At 37.4% G+C, this 15,859-nt stretch carries 11 protein-coding genes and 3 pseudogenes; 9 read left to right on the top strand and 5 right to left on the bottom strand.

Features of this window, described 5'->3' with window-relative positions; all coding sequences use genetic code 11:
• The 3 genes and pseudogenes from C7Y47_RS25290 to C7Y47_RS24290 all read left to right on the top strand — a co-directional run.
• A partial coding sequence (locus C7Y47_RS25290; RefSeq protein ID WP_221887687.1) for a hypothetical protein occupies positions 1-190 on the top strand: 190 nt, incomplete at its 5' end.
• A 26-nt stretch (positions 191-216) separates the two neighbouring features.
• Positions 217-596, top strand: a pseudogene (locus tag C7Y47_RS24295) (VOC family protein).
• 89 nt (positions 597-685) lie between these two features.
• Positions 686-1,171: an HD domain-containing protein gene (locus tag C7Y47_RS24290; RefSeq protein WP_142511095.1), complete on the top strand. Its 486-nt coding sequence runs from the start codon at positions 686-688 to the stop codon at positions 1,169-1,171.
• A 64-nt stretch (positions 1,172-1,235) separates the two neighbouring features.
• On the opposite strand, the pseudogene C7Y47_RS24285 reads toward C7Y47_RS24290, so the two are convergent.
• Positions 1,236-1,319: pseudogene (locus C7Y47_RS24285) on the bottom strand (YjcZ family sporulation protein); the annotation flags it as partial.
• Between the two features lie 148 nt (positions 1,320-1,467).
• Here C7Y47_RS24285 and C7Y47_RS26010 point away from each other — a divergent pair.
• Complete coding sequence (locus tag C7Y47_RS26010) at positions 1,468-2,703, top strand: collagen-like protein (protein ID WP_142511094.1); 1,236 nt, start codon at positions 1,468-1,470, stop codon at positions 2,701-2,703.
• A gap of 463 nt (positions 2,704-3,166) precedes the next feature.
• Here the strand turns inward: C7Y47_RS26010 and C7Y47_RS25190 are convergent, their stop codons facing one another.
• Positions 3,167-3,325: a hypothetical protein gene (locus tag C7Y47_RS25190; RefSeq protein ID WP_185903601.1), complete on the bottom strand. Its 159-nt coding sequence runs from the start codon at positions 3,323-3,325 to the stop codon at positions 3,167-3,169.
• A 604-nt stretch (positions 3,326-3,929) separates the two neighbouring features.
• Here C7Y47_RS25190 and C7Y47_RS24275 point away from each other — a divergent pair.
• On the top strand, positions 3,930-6,008 hold the full coding sequence (locus C7Y47_RS24275) for a serine hydrolase domain-containing protein (protein WP_142511093.1): 2,079 nt from the start codon (positions 3,930-3,932) through the stop codon (positions 6,006-6,008).
• A 405-nt stretch (positions 6,009-6,413) separates the two neighbouring features.
• Here C7Y47_RS24275 and C7Y47_RS24270 read toward each other — a convergent pair whose 3' ends face one another.
• Complete coding sequence (locus C7Y47_RS24270) at positions 6,414-6,740, bottom strand: hypothetical protein (RefSeq protein ID WP_142511092.1); 327 nt, start codon at positions 6,738-6,740, stop codon at positions 6,414-6,416.
• A 495-nt stretch (positions 6,741-7,235) separates the two neighbouring features.
• Here C7Y47_RS24270 and C7Y47_RS24260 point away from each other — a divergent pair.
• Positions 7,236-8,134: pseudogene (locus tag C7Y47_RS24260) on the top strand (IS30 family transposase).
• Between the two features lie 94 nt (positions 8,135-8,228).
• On the opposite strand, the gene C7Y47_RS24255 reads toward C7Y47_RS24260, so the two are convergent.
• Entirely contained in the window at positions 8,229-8,843 is a 615-nt protein-coding gene (locus C7Y47_RS24255) for a hypothetical protein (protein WP_142511091.1), read from the bottom strand.
• Positions 8,844-9,679: 836 nt separating this feature from the next.
• On the opposite strand from C7Y47_RS24255, the gene C7Y47_RS24250 reads away from it, so the two are divergent.
• The 3 genes from C7Y47_RS24250 to acnA all read left to right on the top strand — a co-directional run bounded on the left by C7Y47_RS24250 (position 9,680) and on the right by acnA (position 15,001).
• The gene (locus tag C7Y47_RS24250; RefSeq protein ID WP_142511090.1) at positions 9,680-11,107 is read left to right on the top strand and encodes a serine hydrolase domain-containing protein; all 1,428 of its coding nucleotides are present in this window, start codon (positions 9,680-9,682) and stop codon (positions 11,105-11,107) included.
• Between the two features lie 415 nt (positions 11,108-11,522).
• Complete coding sequence (locus tag C7Y47_RS24245; protein ID WP_142511089.1) at positions 11,523-11,792, top strand: hypothetical protein; 270 nt, start codon at positions 11,523-11,525, stop codon at positions 11,790-11,792.
• A gap of 503 nt (positions 11,793-12,295) precedes the next feature.
• A complete protein-coding gene (gene acnA / locus C7Y47_RS24240) occupies positions 12,296-15,001 on the top strand; it encodes an aconitate hydratase AcnA (protein WP_142511088.1) in 2,706 nt (901 codons plus the stop codon).
• 191 nt (positions 15,002-15,192) lie between these two features.
• Here acnA and C7Y47_RS24235 read toward each other — a convergent pair whose 3' ends face one another.
• Positions 15,193-15,591: a hypothetical protein gene (locus tag C7Y47_RS24235; RefSeq protein ID WP_142511087.1), complete on the bottom strand. Its 399-nt coding sequence runs from the start codon at positions 15,589-15,591 to the stop codon at positions 15,193-15,195.
• Between the last annotated feature and the right edge of the window lie 268 nt (positions 15,592-15,859).

The raw sequence follows: 15,859 nt of genomic DNA, 5'->3' as shown, positions 1-15,859 counted from the left end.
TTTTTCTGTGCGAAAGCGAAGCGGCAGCAACAAATGTTTTTTCTGTGCGAAAGCGAAGCGGCAGCAACAAATGTTTTCTGTAGCGAAAGCGAAGCGGCAGCAACAAATGTTTTCTGTAGCGAAAGCGAAGCGTCAGCTACAAAGCGCCCAGTCGGAACGGAAATCAACCACACGTTTTGGTGATAAGTAAGACATTTTAAGGGAGTATAAAAATCAATGATTAATAAAGTCGGTCAACTATGTTGTATGTTAATAACCAGGATGAAGCAAAAGAGTTTTGGACAGAAAAAGTAGGGTTTAGTGTCATTTCAGATGAAGATAACGGCCAAGGAATGAAATGGATTGAAATTGCTCCAACCAAAGAAGCAGGGACAACAATTATTCTCCACAATAAGGAATTAATTGCTAAAATGCAACCTGAAATGAATCTTGGTACACCTTCTCTGATGTTCTTCTCTGAAGATTTCGATAAATTATATAATGACCTTTTAAACAAAAACGTTATTGTCGGAGAAATTGTAAATATGCCTTCAGGTAGGATATTTAATTTTGCAGATAATGAAAACAATTACTATGCAGTAATGGCAGCAAAATAATTTTTTAATCAATTTATGAGTGCGGTGCTTGAATAAAAGCATCGCATTTTACTATTGTTCAGCAAAGAGATGTTGAAAGGAGAAGTGAAATGATAATTAGTAGTTTATTATTTGCGAAAGAAAAGCACGAAGGGCAAACAAGAATTGGTGGAAAACCATATATCAGTCACCCTATTGAAGTTGCAAGTATTTTAGAGAAAAAGGGCTTTTTAGATACTAAATATATTATAACAGCCCTTTTTCATGATTTATTAGAAGATACAGACGCAAGCGAACAAGAGATTTTCTTTTATGGAGGAAAAGATGTTCTAACTGCTGTGAAAATCTTAACTAAAAGTAAGGGCTACAAAATGGAAGTATATATCCAAGATATTAGAAATAATCCCATTGCCAAAATGGTGAAATTAGCAGATCGACTTCACAACTTGTTAAGTGCTTTGGTTGCTAATGAAAAGTTCCGAAAACGTTATGTGAAAGAGACGGAAGAGTTTTATCTCGATTTGGCTAAGGGTACACCTTTTGAAGAAGATATTCTAAAGGCTATAAGTGCATTAAAGGTTACTTTCCAATACTGAATGCTTTGAGGAAAGAAACTACAAAAGGGTCACCAGGCTGGAGGCGACCCTTAAATCGAAAATATTAATACTCTCTATTCATGAAAGTAGAGACGATAATAATTAGAAGTATAAATAGAACAACAATTAAGGCAAATGATGAACCATTACCATATCCGCTACGATAGTAAACGTAAAATAAATATAATTATATTATTGGATTACATTTATCTATTTTTCAGGTCATATAACCTAGTGATATGTCTAATTCAATATTTCTAATAAAAATATTATGAAATAGGGGAGGAGGTGATCCTATGAAAATTAATAACTTTCAAAGTGGGTTGAACGGAGAAACGGGAGAAAGTGGACTGCAAATAATAGAGGGGAGAATAGGAGCAACAGGGGCAACAGGAGCAACAGGTCCAACTGGGCTTCAAGGAATAACAGGGGTAACAGGGGCAACAGGAGCAACAGGTTCAACCGGGCTTCAAGGAATAGCGGGCACGACAGGAGCGACAGGAGCAACAGGTCCAACTGGGCTTCAAGGAATAACAGGGGCAACAGGAGCAACAGGTCCAACTGGGCTTCAAGGAATAACAGGGGCAACAGGAGCAACAGGTCCAACCGGGCTTCAAGGAATAACAGGGGCAACAGGAGCAACAGGAGCAACAGGTCCAACTGGGCTTCAAGGAACAACGGGCACGACAGGAGCAACAGGTCCAACTGGGCTTCAAGGAATAACTGGTACGACAGGAGCAACAGGAGCAACAGGTCCGACTGGGCACCAAGGAATAACAGGAACGACAGGAGCAACAGGTCTAACTGGGCTTCAAGGAATAACAGGGGCAACAGGAGCAACAGGTCCAACTGGGCTTCAAGGAATAACAGGAACGACAGGAGCAACAGGTCCAACTGGGCTTCAAGGAATAACGGGTACGACAGGAGCAACAGGAGCAACAGGAGCAACAGGAGCAACAGGTCCGACTGGGCTCCAAGGAATAACAGGAACGACAGGAGCAACAGGTCTAACTGGGCTTCAAGGAACAACGGGCACGACAGGAGCAACAGGTCCAACAGGTCCAACTGGGCTTCAAGGAATAACAGGAGTAACTGGCACTACTGGTCCAACAGGTTTGAATGGTCCGGGCCTAATGGAAGTTTACTTAAGTACAGATCAATCCGTTGCAAACAATGATTTTCTTGGGATTGGAAGTGCATCAGCTACTTTCATTAAAAATACATTTGTTGTTCCTCAAAATGCAGTTATAACAAGTTTAACTCTTAATATACGAGATCATAATTTAACTGCTGGTGATAGTGCATCTGCACAAATATATTTAAGTACAAATTGTGGTTTTACTGCCCCGGTACCTACTGGTATCATAGCAACCATTACAGGACCTAGTACATCTGCTTCGCCAAATTGTTGTACAACTACAACGTCAAATTTCTCAGTAAATAGTTGTACTCTTCTGTCTGTAGAAATAACAACTTCTGGTGGAGCTTTTGCAAACGGTGTATCAGCAACTATTCGATATCATTCCCCTTAATGAAAATATTACTAACTGAAACCTTTTGGAGAAACAAATTTAGAAAAGAGTTTTGAAAAAGCCGCAATAACGTGGCTTTTTTACATATAATTGTTATTATCATTTTATAATGTAATTTAATTTATTTGCTTACGCTCCTACTATTAAATATTCCTGTCCAGAAATTGAGTGAAGCAATGAAAATTGCCGATCGAAATCCAACGTATTTAAAGGATATTAAAAAAACAAATAAGGAAAACTGCTTTAAGACTCTTTTGCCAGTAAGCGCCGTTACTCACAGTGCAATATTTGCTATTGGTACGTAACTATAACTCTGTTACAGGGGTATTCCAATCACTTCACAACTAGACCACTTAAATCTAAACCTTTTGTTAAATGAAAAGACGACCAAATTCAAATGCGCCGCCTCTACTATTTGTTGTCTTTAATTTTGCTACCATGCCATAATTCCAATCAACCAAGTTCAAATCATCTGTGGAATAGACGTTCTAAATCGCCCGATCATTGAGCCAGACGGAAAGCTATAGTGAGTTAGTACAGGTGTATTTACTGGTGCTGAAGCAGCCAAAGAAGGATCTAATAAAATAAAAACGGCAAAAGTTGTCTTTCTTCCTTCTGTCATAGCTTAACTCATTCCTTTACTTGAATCATTTAATTTATTATGACCTGTATATTTTTTTACCCACCTTTTTAATACAGAGGTACTGCTAATCTCATATTTCGCCAACACCTCCATCTGTGAATAATTCAGTCTTCCACACCTGCTAATTTTAACTCTTTTGGATAGAATTTACACGAAGTGCTTCTTGTAATCCTTCACGTCCACCTGCCTCATAATTTATTTTCCATATAAAGTTTGATGATCTAATGAAAACCTTTCACACAATTCTTTGATAGAATAGTAACCTTCTTCGAGTAATATGTAGTTTTAATTCGAGTCCTTAGATAAATAGATTTTATTTTTTAATCTGTCCCTACATATCATTCAACCGAGCTGGTCTTTTTAATTTTCTTAGTCATAATCAACCATAAGTCTTAAGTCCGATATGGTATCAGTCAATCACTGTATTTACGAGTAAATAAAACTTTGATATTCTATTTATGGTAAATATTTCTTGTTAAAGGAGGAATCAAGGTGTTGAAGTGAACAAAAAAATTATATTTGTGATGGCATTAATTATTGTTTTAGGAAGTGTATATCTATAAATCAAGGAGGCTATTCATTTATGAAAAATAAACTATCTGCGGTGTTAGCTGCTACGTTAGCGTTAACGATGAGCCTACCAACAGGGACGATGGCGTTTTCTAGTAGTCAGACTATGGTTGTCGCTAGCCAAGAATTAGCTAGTCAAGAACTGAAAAAGATTGCGGCAGAGAAGGCTACCCTACTCACGAAGTCCTATGAGACGACTAGCGTACAGTATGCGCTAATTGATAATGGCAAACTTATTTTGTCGGGTCAGACAGGAAAGAATGATATGAAAGGGAAACAGCCGCTGACCAAAGATACCCTATACGGGATTGGTTCAGTCAGTAAAATGTATGCAGCGGCGGCTGTAATGAAATTGGTCGACGAAGGAAAAGTCGATTTGGATGCTCCTGTCGTCCACTATGTTCCTGATTTCAAGATGAAAGACGAGCGTTACAAAAACATTACGCCGCGTATGCTGTTAAACCATTCCTCCGGCTTGCAAGGTAGTACGTTTAGTAATACATTTTTATTTAAAGATAATGATACCTATGCCCATGATAACTTGTTGCGGCAATTGTCAAACCAGCAATTGAAGGCGGATCCTGGCGCGTTCTCTGTATATTGCAATGACGGCTTTACGCTTGCCGAGATTATGGTGGAAAGAGTCAGCGGTATGAGCTTTACCGAATTTATACATCATCGGTTTACAAAACCCTTAAAGCTAAATCATACGAAAACGCCGCAGGACAAATGGGAAAACGATAAGCGGGCTGGACTTTATTTTCCAACGTACCAAGGGCAGCTTCCTACTGAATCGGTGAATGTGATTGGTACAGGAGGGATCTCTTCCACAGCAGAAGATATGGTGCGATTCTCACAAATATTTATGGGACAGGGAAAAGGAATCCTCTCTGATAAAGCTGTCAAGGCGATGGAGCAAGAGGAATATAAAAAAGGAATGTGGCCAGGGGATGGAGATAATATTATCAACTATGGTCTTGGCTGGGATAGTGTGAAACTATATCCATTCAATGAATATGGGATAAAGGGCTTGGCTAAAGGCGGCGACACGGGACTGCAACATGCTTCACTGGTCGTACTTCCTGAACAGAAGATGGCAGTAGCTGTATTGTCATCCGGCGGTAGCAGCTCTACAAATCAACTGATGGCGACTGAATTATTGCTCGCAGCGCTTAAAGAGAAGGGTACAATTAAAGAAATCAAGCCGAACAAATCTTTTGGCAAGCCGGTCAAGGCCAAGATGCCTCAAGACATAGCAAAGAAAGCGGGTTTTTACGGCAATAGTTTCAGTCATTTCAAAATAGAAATAGCGAAGAATGGAGAACTGATCTTACCATCTAATCCAGAAGAAAAATATGTATATACTGCGGATGGAAGCTTTATTAATGAGTCAGGTACCTCCAAGCTCAACTTCGTCACTGAGAAGAATAGACGAACATATTTGAAGGAAAGCACATTTATATCGATGCCAGGTTTAGGGCAAGAGGTGGTTACTTACTATTTAGCCGAGAAACTAGAAGACAACGTGTTATCGAAGGAAGCCACTGCCGCATGGGCAAAGCGGGAAGGCGTCAAGTACTATCTTGTAAACGAGAAATATAGTTCTGCTCAATATCTCGTACCAATGATGCTTACAACACAAATTAATCGTAATAAAGGTCTAGATGGTTATTGGGACGGCAGAAAAATTACTGGCCCAAACACGGCTGCGCATCAGCTTCAGATCCCCGTGATGACAGGCCGTGATACGACGGAATCTCGTTTTTATACAGAAGGCGGTAATGAATACATGGAGATGTCCGGATTGTTATACGTAAATGGATCCAACATAAAATCGCTTGATGCAGGCCAATCCAAAGTTACGCTGCAAGCAAATGGGCATGCGAAATGGTTTACGATCCCGCAAGCGGTAGCAGGGAAAACGATGACTGTGGCATTGCCATCGCAGAGTTCGTTCGCGGTGTATGATGAAAAGGGAGTATGTATTAATTTTAGCGTTGCGAGCGACAATAACAAAGTAAAACTGCCGAAAAACGGAACGGTTGTATTTGCTGGCGCGCCGAACTCGGAATTTGCAATCACGTTGAATTAATTAATTTAAGTGATGTACAGCTACAAAAGCCTTCCGCAGTTACTAGTAAATTTCGCGTCTTAACAGGCACATACGCTACAAAACAAGCAGTTGAAAATGTCTTAGATGTATTAAAGCATCGTTTCGGTTGGGTAGCGTACATCGAACAGAGTGGTGCTAATTGGTGTGTTAAAAACAGGAACGTTTACTGGAATGGCTACAGCACAAGGTGGAGCTAGTAAAATTAAAGCAGCTAAGTTGGCTCAAGTAACAAATATAGTAGCTGAATAGTTTAATGCTCAGGTACTCAATTAATTTAGAGCCTGGGCTTTTTTATTGCACAACGTCAAACGTAATACCTTGCCAGTTTAATTGTATTTCAAAACACCCTCAAAAGTGTTAAAGGGTGTTTTGATTATAATAATTTTATATTGAATTTCGATAAGCATTTAATGTTGAATTGTACTTAGAGTTTGATAAAAATTTTTGGAGGCTATGTTGCCCCCATGGTCCTAATTTATTAGTACTAGAGCCTAATAAACCATCCTTAGCAGTACTTTTAAGTGTTTCAATCTGTTTAGTAGAGAGTTTAGATCTTTTACTTTCTTCGATAATTTTATTAACATTGTTTATTCTTTCTTGACTCTCTTTAGAAGTGCGGTCATTACTGTTTTTTTGAGTGAGTCCATTTTGTTTATAGGATCTACGTGACATTAAATATTGCATAGTTGTTGAATTTCTTGTAGTAATCATTAAAGAATTCCACCTTTCTAGTTAATTGATTATTTAGTATTTACCATACTTATCCTAATATCGACCAGAACTTCAATTAAATTAATCTTTGTGAATATTTTTCCGTTAAATACGATTATAGAAATTACTTTTAAATCACCAAAACAAATAACTAGGCACTCATTATAAGGTGAGTACCTGGTCTTTTTGTATGTCTATTTAGATAAAAATGATATATTTATGATAAATAAAGCTGATACATTGTGGTTTCTTCATCTAAAGATTTTGCAATGTCAAAAGCTTCTTGCTGGGTTTTATTATTTTGAATAATTTCATACATAAATTAGATAAAAATATCCCCCAATGACCTGTTAGATTTTATCGGTTACTGGGGGATTTTAATATTTGACGGATTGTAATATTAAGTGCAACACCCAGAAGTCAATATAAAGGAAGCCCATAACGACCTCGTGTAGAATGTAGTTACCACACCAACATTCAAACGGAGGAATCGTTATGAGCTATACCCATCTTACCATATCAGAACGTGTAAAAATAGAAACATACCTGGAACTTGATTATTCGATTCGTAAAATAGCGAAACTCTTAAATCGTCAACCTTCTACGATTTCCAGAGAGATAAAACGCCACGCCGGTAGTACGGCTGACGAAGCGCAAGTACGTTACCACCAAAATAAATCCAATTGTGGTGCCAGGTCAAAATGTACGCCAGAAGTAAAAGAAGCTGTTCAAGAAAAGTTACGGGATACATGGTCGCCTGAATAAATTGTCGGCCGCTTGTATCAAGGACAGCTAAGTTTTAAAACCATCTATCGCTGGATTTACGATGGTCTTTTAGAAGTGCCTATAACGTTCTCTGTCAAAAAGGAAAGCGCCAAAAGCCCCGCGAAACAAGGGGAAGATTTAACATTGGCACACCAATTTCTAAACGCCCAAAAGAAGTACGTAAACGTGAAACCTTTGGACATTGGGAGTTAGATACAGTTGTATCTGGACGTGGGAAAGCAAAAGGTTGTGTAGCAACATTTATTGAGCGAATGACACGGTGGTATGTTGGCTTTTTGATACCGGATCGCTCAGCTCAATCAATGGAAAGAGCAGTACGTCTACTTCATACTAAATTACCCAAAGGCGCTATAAAAACAGCCACAACAGACCGAGGTAAAGAATTTAGCTGCTATAAGTGTTAGACCTATTTTTCTTGGCAACGCAGAAGTAACGAAAATGGAAATGGATTACTTCGCGAGTTCTTCCCTAAGCAAACAAATTTCGATGAAATATCACCAGAAGAACTAACAGAATTATCAAACTATATCAACAACCGACCAAGAAAATGTCTTGGTTGGAAAACTGCAAACGAGGCTTTTAATGAGCAATTGTTGCACTTGATTTGACAAATCATCAAATAAAAAAAGACAGTAGACAAAATCGAAATCTTCGACATGTCTACCGTCTAAAGGGGACGAATAACTTTCGGCACCTTCGCTATCAACTGCTGGTTACAAATTTTTTAACTTTCGAAGCCTTATCACCGTTCAATACATGCGTCACACCATATAGTTCACCTTTTCCATTATGATTAATTGCAACGTCTAAATCATTGATAATTTGCTTCATGTATTCGAATGCAATACGCGTATTTTTATCAGTAGGTGCCCATTGATTAACTAAATCTGTTGATTCCATTGCTTCACCATTAGGATCTAAATGTACCGTACGGGCAGCTTGCTTATTAGATATATAACTTGTTAAAAGGAACAAATTTATATAATCTTTTTCCAATTCTTTATTTCCTTTAATTAAATGGATTGGTGATTCATCATTGACTACTAGTGACTTCAAGTAATACTCGAAACCTTCATCGTTACTTGCTTTTTTCAATTTTGGGTCGTTCATCGGTTCGGAAAGTAATACGTTCATCTTAGAAACCCATTCTCCGATTTCAGCATTATAAATTTGGGATTCGGATGCTTCTACAATGTTGCTATTTGTTGAGTCATCTTTGTCGCTTGAATATTTAAGAGCCCCATATTCACGAACTCCAAGTGTGGCAATAAGTATAACGGCAATAGCAGCAGAACCGAATAAAATTTTTCTTTTCATTCTCAACACTCCTTTCCCTAATAAAGTAAGTATAACCAAGAAGAGGGGCTCTTACAAATAAACAGGAAAGGATTTTCCGATTACAGCCCCTTTTTACTAAATTAAAATGTACTTCATATTACCTTTCTAAATGACCTAATACACGTGATAATCTCCCTTAAGCCATAGTATGTCGTTTTCCGTAAGCTCAAAAAATCTTTGAATAATAATAGTTATTCAAATCTTTTGCAATATAAGGGGCAAGCATATTCATATTAAAATCTATTGTTCGTGGGGTTGAAGAAGAAGTTTACAATCGAAAATCAGAAATTGGAAAATTTTATCTGGTAGCTTCACAATCGCTTAAACCATCTGTAAAAGCTATTTGACAATCAAAAGAAGCCTTAATTTAATGAGCTTCTTTTTATATTCTTAATAGGGTAATGAAATGATTATAAGAATAAAGGACTGCTATGGAAAACATAACCAAAAATCAATAATTTGATGTTTAATGTCAATAGAGTTGTTCCATAAAAGTGCGCTATCCTTTAACTGTATAATGACAATAAAGTTATTGAATTTTGATTAATAAACGCTAAGAACCTTACTACATTCAACGTAGCAAGCTCTTTGAAGTTGTTTTAAATTACCATTTATCTGTTTATACAATACTTAGAAAATAATAATAAAGTTGTTTACTTCTTATTGAACTAACGCATCTGTTCGTTTAAGTGTAACTATTCACAATCACTTGATATTATATAGGTGAATAGAAAGATAAATTAAAATTTAGTTTAGTAGTTGTAAAAGTAGGTTATTTATATTATTCTCTTATAATTTTTCAAAAAGGAGGGTTTATGAAAAAGATTATTGTTTTTGTATTAACGATATTTATATTATTCTCAGGATTCTCAATACAAAGTTATGCGTTGTCAGATTCGAAATCTGCGGCAATACAAGCGTTGCTAGATGATGCCCGTCGTATATCAGGTGTGCCGGGAATGTCAATCTCAATACTTGCTGATGATGAAGTGTTCTACTTTTCTTCAGGGTATGCAGACCGTGAAAAGGGGTTGTCTGCAAGTGAAAATACACTCTATGAGTTAGCCTCGGTCAGTAAAGCTTTTACCGGTATGGGTATTATGCTGTTGGAAGAGCAAGGGCTGCTCTCAATGACTGACCCTGTCCAAAAATATTTACCTTGGTTTACGTTAAAGTATCAAGGGGAACCTGTTGATATGCAAAGCCTTACACTAAATAACTTTCTTCACCATACCAGTGGTCTAACAAATATTAGGCATACTCAAAATATTCCACAAGGCAATACACCGGATATGTTGCAAAAGACTGTGGAAATGCTCGTGGATGCTGAATTGGCGTTCCCTCCCGGTGAACAGTATAACTACGGAACCGTTAATTATGACATATTGGGTTTGGTTATTGAGATTGTGTCACGACAAAGCTATGAAGACTTTATGAGTGAACAGGTATTTCAGCCGTTAGGTCTTCACCAGACGTATGTTTATAAAGAAGATGCTCAAGCCACTGGACAGTTAGCACAGGGCTACCGTTCTTCCTTTTTTATGACAACTCCATTTAAAGCTCCGGATTATGCTGGGAATAAACCCGCAGGCTACATCATTTCTAATACAAAAGATATGGCGCGTTGGATGGGCATACAGATGGGTATCGTGCAGGACATACCCGAAATATTTCATACGATTATCGAAAAATCACATAGGGGTGATATGTCTGTTTCGGCTGTCAACGATATGTATTATGCGGCAGGCTGGTCGGTAAACGCCGACCAAACGATTATAGAACACACTGGGGGCAATCCAAATTTCAGAACCGAAGTAGCCATACTGCTAAATGAACGAACAGCCGTCTGCTTGCTGAGCAACGGTGCAAATACCAATATAAACCTGGTACTTAAAGTTAAAGATATATTAGACGGCAATCTAACTCAGTCATATGAAATAAGCGACACACAGCTTTTGGATATCATTTTGTCGTCTATCACAATTATTCTTTGCCTATTGGCCGTTTTGCTACTTCTCTTAGGATTACGCAGAAGAAAAACGAATGAGCGACAGCCAATGACAAAAAAGAGAATATTCGTAACAGTTATTTTCCTGATCGCTACGATTGCCCTGGGTATACTGTGCTGTGCTTTCGATTGGTCAACCATACTTATTTGGCAAACATATAGTGTTCTTACAGCTTTGATTTCGTCAGCATTATTAACAGCAAGCATTACATGGTTTGTATACAGTCACCGATAAAATACCTCGCTCCCAAGATAAGCATAATGTTAAGTAATTAAATTTCAATTTATCGGTATGCTTATTTTGAAAACCATAAGACACTTCGGTGTCTTTTTTTATATCATCGACAATTTTCCCAGTCAAACCTAATTACTATTGCTTCCACCAACCTCCTCCGTTCATGGAATAAGAATTTTTAAACAACTATATTATTTTTTAAATGTCTTTATTGTAAATTAAACAACTCTATTATTTCTGCACATTAATAAGGAAAAGTACTCATTTTATTAAGGGACATTTAGCGAAATAAAAGTTTTAACATCAAAATCACTCTAGGGCTTAAATATCGTTAATTTATCCCGAATAATTTGGGATGAATTATGTGCAAGTATAGCAAAGTAAAGTTAAATTGTATTTATCACGAAAAGTTCAGATGTACAACAAACATTTTAAAGTTATGGATACAGTTATCTTGGGTTACAGCGAAAATCCTTTTTCAATTCTGGTGGGCACAATGATAAACAAAAAAATAAAGGCTCTAGCTAATGTTGAGTTTGGATTTAAACCAGAAGAAGCCTTTCGTCAAATCGCCAAACATATTGCTACAAAGGTAGAGCTAGAGCGCGATATGATTTGGTTGGAACCGAGATTGCATTGTAAAGTCCAATATTTAGAGAAAACTAATTCTGGATTGTTAAGTTAAGAACATATTGTTTAAAGGATTTTGTTTTGATAAACAACCTGTAATGTATCTAAAATAAAAGTACATGAAAAGTCACTCATTATTTATAAAATGAGTGACTTTTTTGAATTATTCAAATATAATTACCTGTACAAAAACACAAGTTGTTGTAAATTATTATCTTTGTTAAGATCTCTACTATATAACGTACTTGTCCGAGCGATTGTTATAAATTATTCAATATTATAGGTGGGGTACCATTTTAAAAAAACAACGAGTACCCCAGATAAATACACTTAAATAGAAGGGTATAAAAACCTCCGATTTGTAAAACCTTGATATTATGCACATCAAAAAATTAAAAACATTAGGTTAGATATTAAGGTCATAAGGATTACTTATTGAAAAAGATAATATTAATGTAATTTACTTATGAATATAAATGAGCTATCATGGGTATTGGAGAAAAGATGCTTTAAAAATTTATATAGCCTTTTCAAAAAGATATTTAGGGGGATCCGCAAATGGCACAAGGTAATTTACACAACAGCCGCGCATCATTCGAAGTTAATGGTAAATCTTATAATTACTATGACTTAGCTGCGATTGAAAAAGCTGGCGTTGCAAAAGTTTCAAACCTTCCTTACTCAATCAAAGTATTATTAGAATCAGTTTTACGTCAATATGATGCATATGTTATCAAAGAAGAGCACGTAAACGAATTAGCAAAATGGGGTAACGGTGCAGATCCAGAAGCAGAAGTACCATTCAAACCTTCTCGCGTAGTATTACAAGACTTCACTGGTGTACCAGTAGTAGTTGACCTTGCTTCTTTACGTTCTGCTATGAAAGAAATGGGCGGCGACCCAAGCAAAATCAACCCTGCTATTCCAGTTGACCTTGTAATTGACCACTCAGTACAAGTTGACAAATACGGTAATGCATCTGCATTAGCAGCAAACATGGACCTAGAATTCGAACGTAACGCTGAGCGTTATAACTTCTTAAAATGGGCTCAAACTGCTTACAATAACTTCCGTGCTGTACCACCAGCAACAGGTATCGTTCACCAAGTAAACTTAGAGTATTTAGCTCCAGTTGTACACGTAAACGAAAATGCTGACGGTACTTTCGAAACATTCCCTGACTCAGTAGTAGGTACTGACTCACATACTACAATGATCAACGGTATCGGCGTTCTTGGATGGGGCGTTGGTGGTATCGAAGCTGAAGCAGGTATGCTTGGTCAACCTTCATACTTCCCAATTCCAGAAGTTATCGGTGTTAAATTAGTTGGCGATCTTCCAAACGGAACTACTGCTACTGACTTAGCATTAAAAGTAACTCAAGTATTACGTCAACGTGGCGTAGTTGGTAAATTCGTTGAGTTCTTCGGACCTGGCGTAACTAAATTACCACTAGCTGACCGTGCGACAATCTCTAACATGGCTCCTGAATATGGTGCTACATGTGGTTTCTTCGCAATTGACGAAGAATCATTAAACTACATGCGTTTAACTGGTCGTGACGAAGAGCACATCGCGGTTGTAGAATCTTACTTAAAAGCTAACCACATGTTCTTCGATCCAACTTTAGAGCCAGTTTACACTGACGTACTAGAAGTAAACTTAGCTGATATCGAACCAAACCTTTCTGGTCCAAAACGTCCACAAGACTTAATTCCACTATCTCAAATGCGTACTCGTTACAAAGAAGCAGTAGTGGCACCACAAGGTACACAAGGTTTCGGTTTAACTGAAGATGAATTCTCAAAAACTTCTGTAGCTAAATTTGCTGAAGGCGATGTAGAAATCCCAACAGGTGCTGTAGCAATCGCTGCAATCACTTCTTGTACAAATACATCTAACCCATACGTATTAATCGCTGCGGGCTTAGTTGCGAAAAAAGCTGTAGAAAAAGGTCTAACAGTGCCTAAATGGGTAAAAACTTCTTTAGCACCAGGTTCTAAAGTAGTAACTGGTTACCTTGAAGATTCAGGTTTACAAACTTACCTTGACCAAATCGGTTTCAACACTGTAGGTTACGGTTGTACAACATGTATCGGTAACTCAGGTCCATTACTTCCTGAAATCGAAGACGCTATCAAAGATAACGACTTATTCGTAACTTCAGTTCTTTCTGGTAACCGTAACTTCGAAGGCCGCGTACACCCACTTGTAAAAGCTAACTACTTAGCTTCACCACCACTTGTTGTTGCTTATGCACTTGCTGGTACTGTGGATGTCGACCTACAAAAAGATTCATTCGGTAAAGACAAGGATGGCAACGAAGTATTCTTCGCTGATATCTGGCCTACAACTGAAGAAGTTAACGCAGTATTAGGTACTGTAGTTAACCGTGAATTATTCCAAAAAGAATACGAAACTGTATTCACAGCGAACGAAAAATGGAATGCAATTGAAACATCAACTGAGTCTCTATACACATTTGATGACAAATCAACTTACATCCAAAACCCACCATTCTTCCAAGGTCTTGCGAAAGAGCCAGAAGCTATTAAAGGCTTAGAAGGCTTACGCGTTATGGCGAAGTTCGGTGACTCAATTACAACTGACCATATTTCTCCAGCTGGTGCAATCGGTAAAGAAACACCTGCAGGTAAATATTTAATCGAAAACGGTGTTGCAATCCGTGACTTCAACTCATACGGTTCTCGTCGTGGTAACCACGAAGTTATGATGCGTGGTACATTTGCAAACATCCGTATCCGTAACCAAGTTGCTCCTGGTACAGAAGGTGGTTTCACTACTTACTGGCCAACAGGTGAAGTAGAGTATATCTATGACGCATGTATGAAATATCAAGCTCAAGGTACTGGCTTAGTAGTACTTGCTGGTAACGACTATGGTATGGGTTCTTCTCGTGACTGGGCTGCTAAAGGTACTAACTTACTTGGTATCAAAACAGTTATCGCACAATCTTACGAGCGTATCCACCGTTCTAACCTAGTAATGATGGGTGTTCTTCCACTTCAATTCATGCCAGGTGAATCAGCTGATACTTTAGGCTTAACTGGTAAAGAAGAAATCTCTGTTAACATTACTGACAACGTGAAACCACGTGAAATCTTAACAGTAACTGCTAAATCTGAAGACGGTTCAGTTAAAACTTTCCAAGCTTTAGCTCGTTTCGACTCAGAAGTAGAAGTAGACTACTACCGTCACGGTGGTATCCTACAAATGGTTCTTCGCGCAAAAGCTGCACAATAATCATTTAAATAAAAAACCGATCTCTTAGGAGATCGGTTTTTTGTGTCTTTACATAAAAAATGATTTGCAGCGCGTGGATCGTTATTATTTTAAAATTTACCACTAGAACATGAAAGTTGTTTTATAGATGTTGATGTTCTGAAATGCATAAAAACAACCTCAATAAAAGAGGTCATTAGTTATTATAAGCTTTACTTTTCTACAATTTCCAACTGTTTGTAATAGTTTTCTACAATAGGATAAATATCCGGGTTTGAATCATAGTAGGTATTATCAATTTCACTTAGTGTGAATTTAAATTTTCTTTCACTATCAAAAAGAGTAATACCGTATTTCCATCCAACACGTGTTTCTTGATTGTCTTGTGGAGTATACTTTATATCTTTAATCAGAGAAATGAAATCATTGATTTGTTCTTGCTTAGTTATCGTTTTTGAAGCACCAGTTGAACCATCTTGGATGACCACTTTATCTATTTTTTCAATTTTTGTATCCTTATAAAAGGTTTCTAATGATTGCGTTTTTCCATTTGTACAAGCAGAAACCAAAAAAAGACTTACCAACAAAATTAGCAACAAAAATTTTTTCATTTGCCAATTTGACGAAATAATTTACTAATAGTTACAGATATTAGGCGTGCTATTGCCTCGATAATGGTAGATAGAAAGATCTGAAGCGGCGGGATTTCGTGTTTTAGCGGCGTTCTTCCTTTGGTTAGCGGCGCAATTCACACTTTTAGCGGCGAATTCCAACATAAGCTGGACAATTTGACAAAACTAAAAGTCAAGTCCTTAATATTGTGTAAAAATATTATACAAAGTTTTCAACCCTGATTTTTATCTAAACGTCTGATTGATA

The sequence above is a fragment of the Lysinibacillus sphaericus genome (assembly GCF_006864135.1).
Taxonomy (GTDB): Bacteria; Bacillota; Bacilli; order Bacillales_A; family Planococcaceae; genus Lysinibacillus.
This window is presented reverse-complemented; position numbering and strand designations above follow the sequence as displayed.

Excerpts from the sequence above, each read along its gene's own strand:
- C7Y47_RS24290 (WP_142511095.1), top strand. The coding sequence starts at position 686 with ATGATAATTAGTAGTTTATTATTTGCGAAAGAAAAGCACGAAGGGCAA.
- C7Y47_RS26010 (WP_142511094.1), top strand. The coding sequence starts at position 1,468 with ATGAAAATTAATAACTTTCAAAGTGGGTTGAACGGAGAAACGGGAGAA.
- C7Y47_RS25190 (WP_185903601.1), bottom strand. The coding sequence starts at position 3,325 with ATGACAGAAGGAAGAAAGACAACTTTTGCCGTTTTTATTTTATTAGAT.
- C7Y47_RS24275 (WP_142511093.1), top strand. The coding sequence starts at position 3,930 with ATGAAAAATAAACTATCTGCGGTGTTAGCTGCTACGTTAGCGTTAACG.
- C7Y47_RS24270 (WP_142511092.1), bottom strand. The coding sequence starts at position 6,740 with ATGATTACTACAAGAAATTCAACAACTATGCAATATTTAATGTCACGT.
- C7Y47_RS24255 (WP_142511091.1), bottom strand. The coding sequence starts at position 8,843 with ATGAAAAGAAAAATTTTATTCGGTTCTGCTGCTATTGCCGTTATACTT.
- C7Y47_RS24250 (WP_142511090.1), top strand. The coding sequence starts at position 9,680 with ATGAAAAAGATTATTGTTTTTGTATTAACGATATTTATATTATTCTCA.
- C7Y47_RS24245 (WP_142511089.1), top strand. The coding sequence starts at position 11,523 with ATGTACAACAAACATTTTAAAGTTATGGATACAGTTATCTTGGGTTAC.
- acnA (WP_142511088.1), top strand. The coding sequence starts at position 12,296 with ATGGCACAAGGTAATTTACACAACAGCCGCGCATCATTCGAAGTTAAT.
- C7Y47_RS24235 (WP_142511087.1), bottom strand. The coding sequence starts at position 15,591 with ATGAAAAAATTTTTGTTGCTAATTTTGTTGGTAAGTCTTTTTTTGGTT.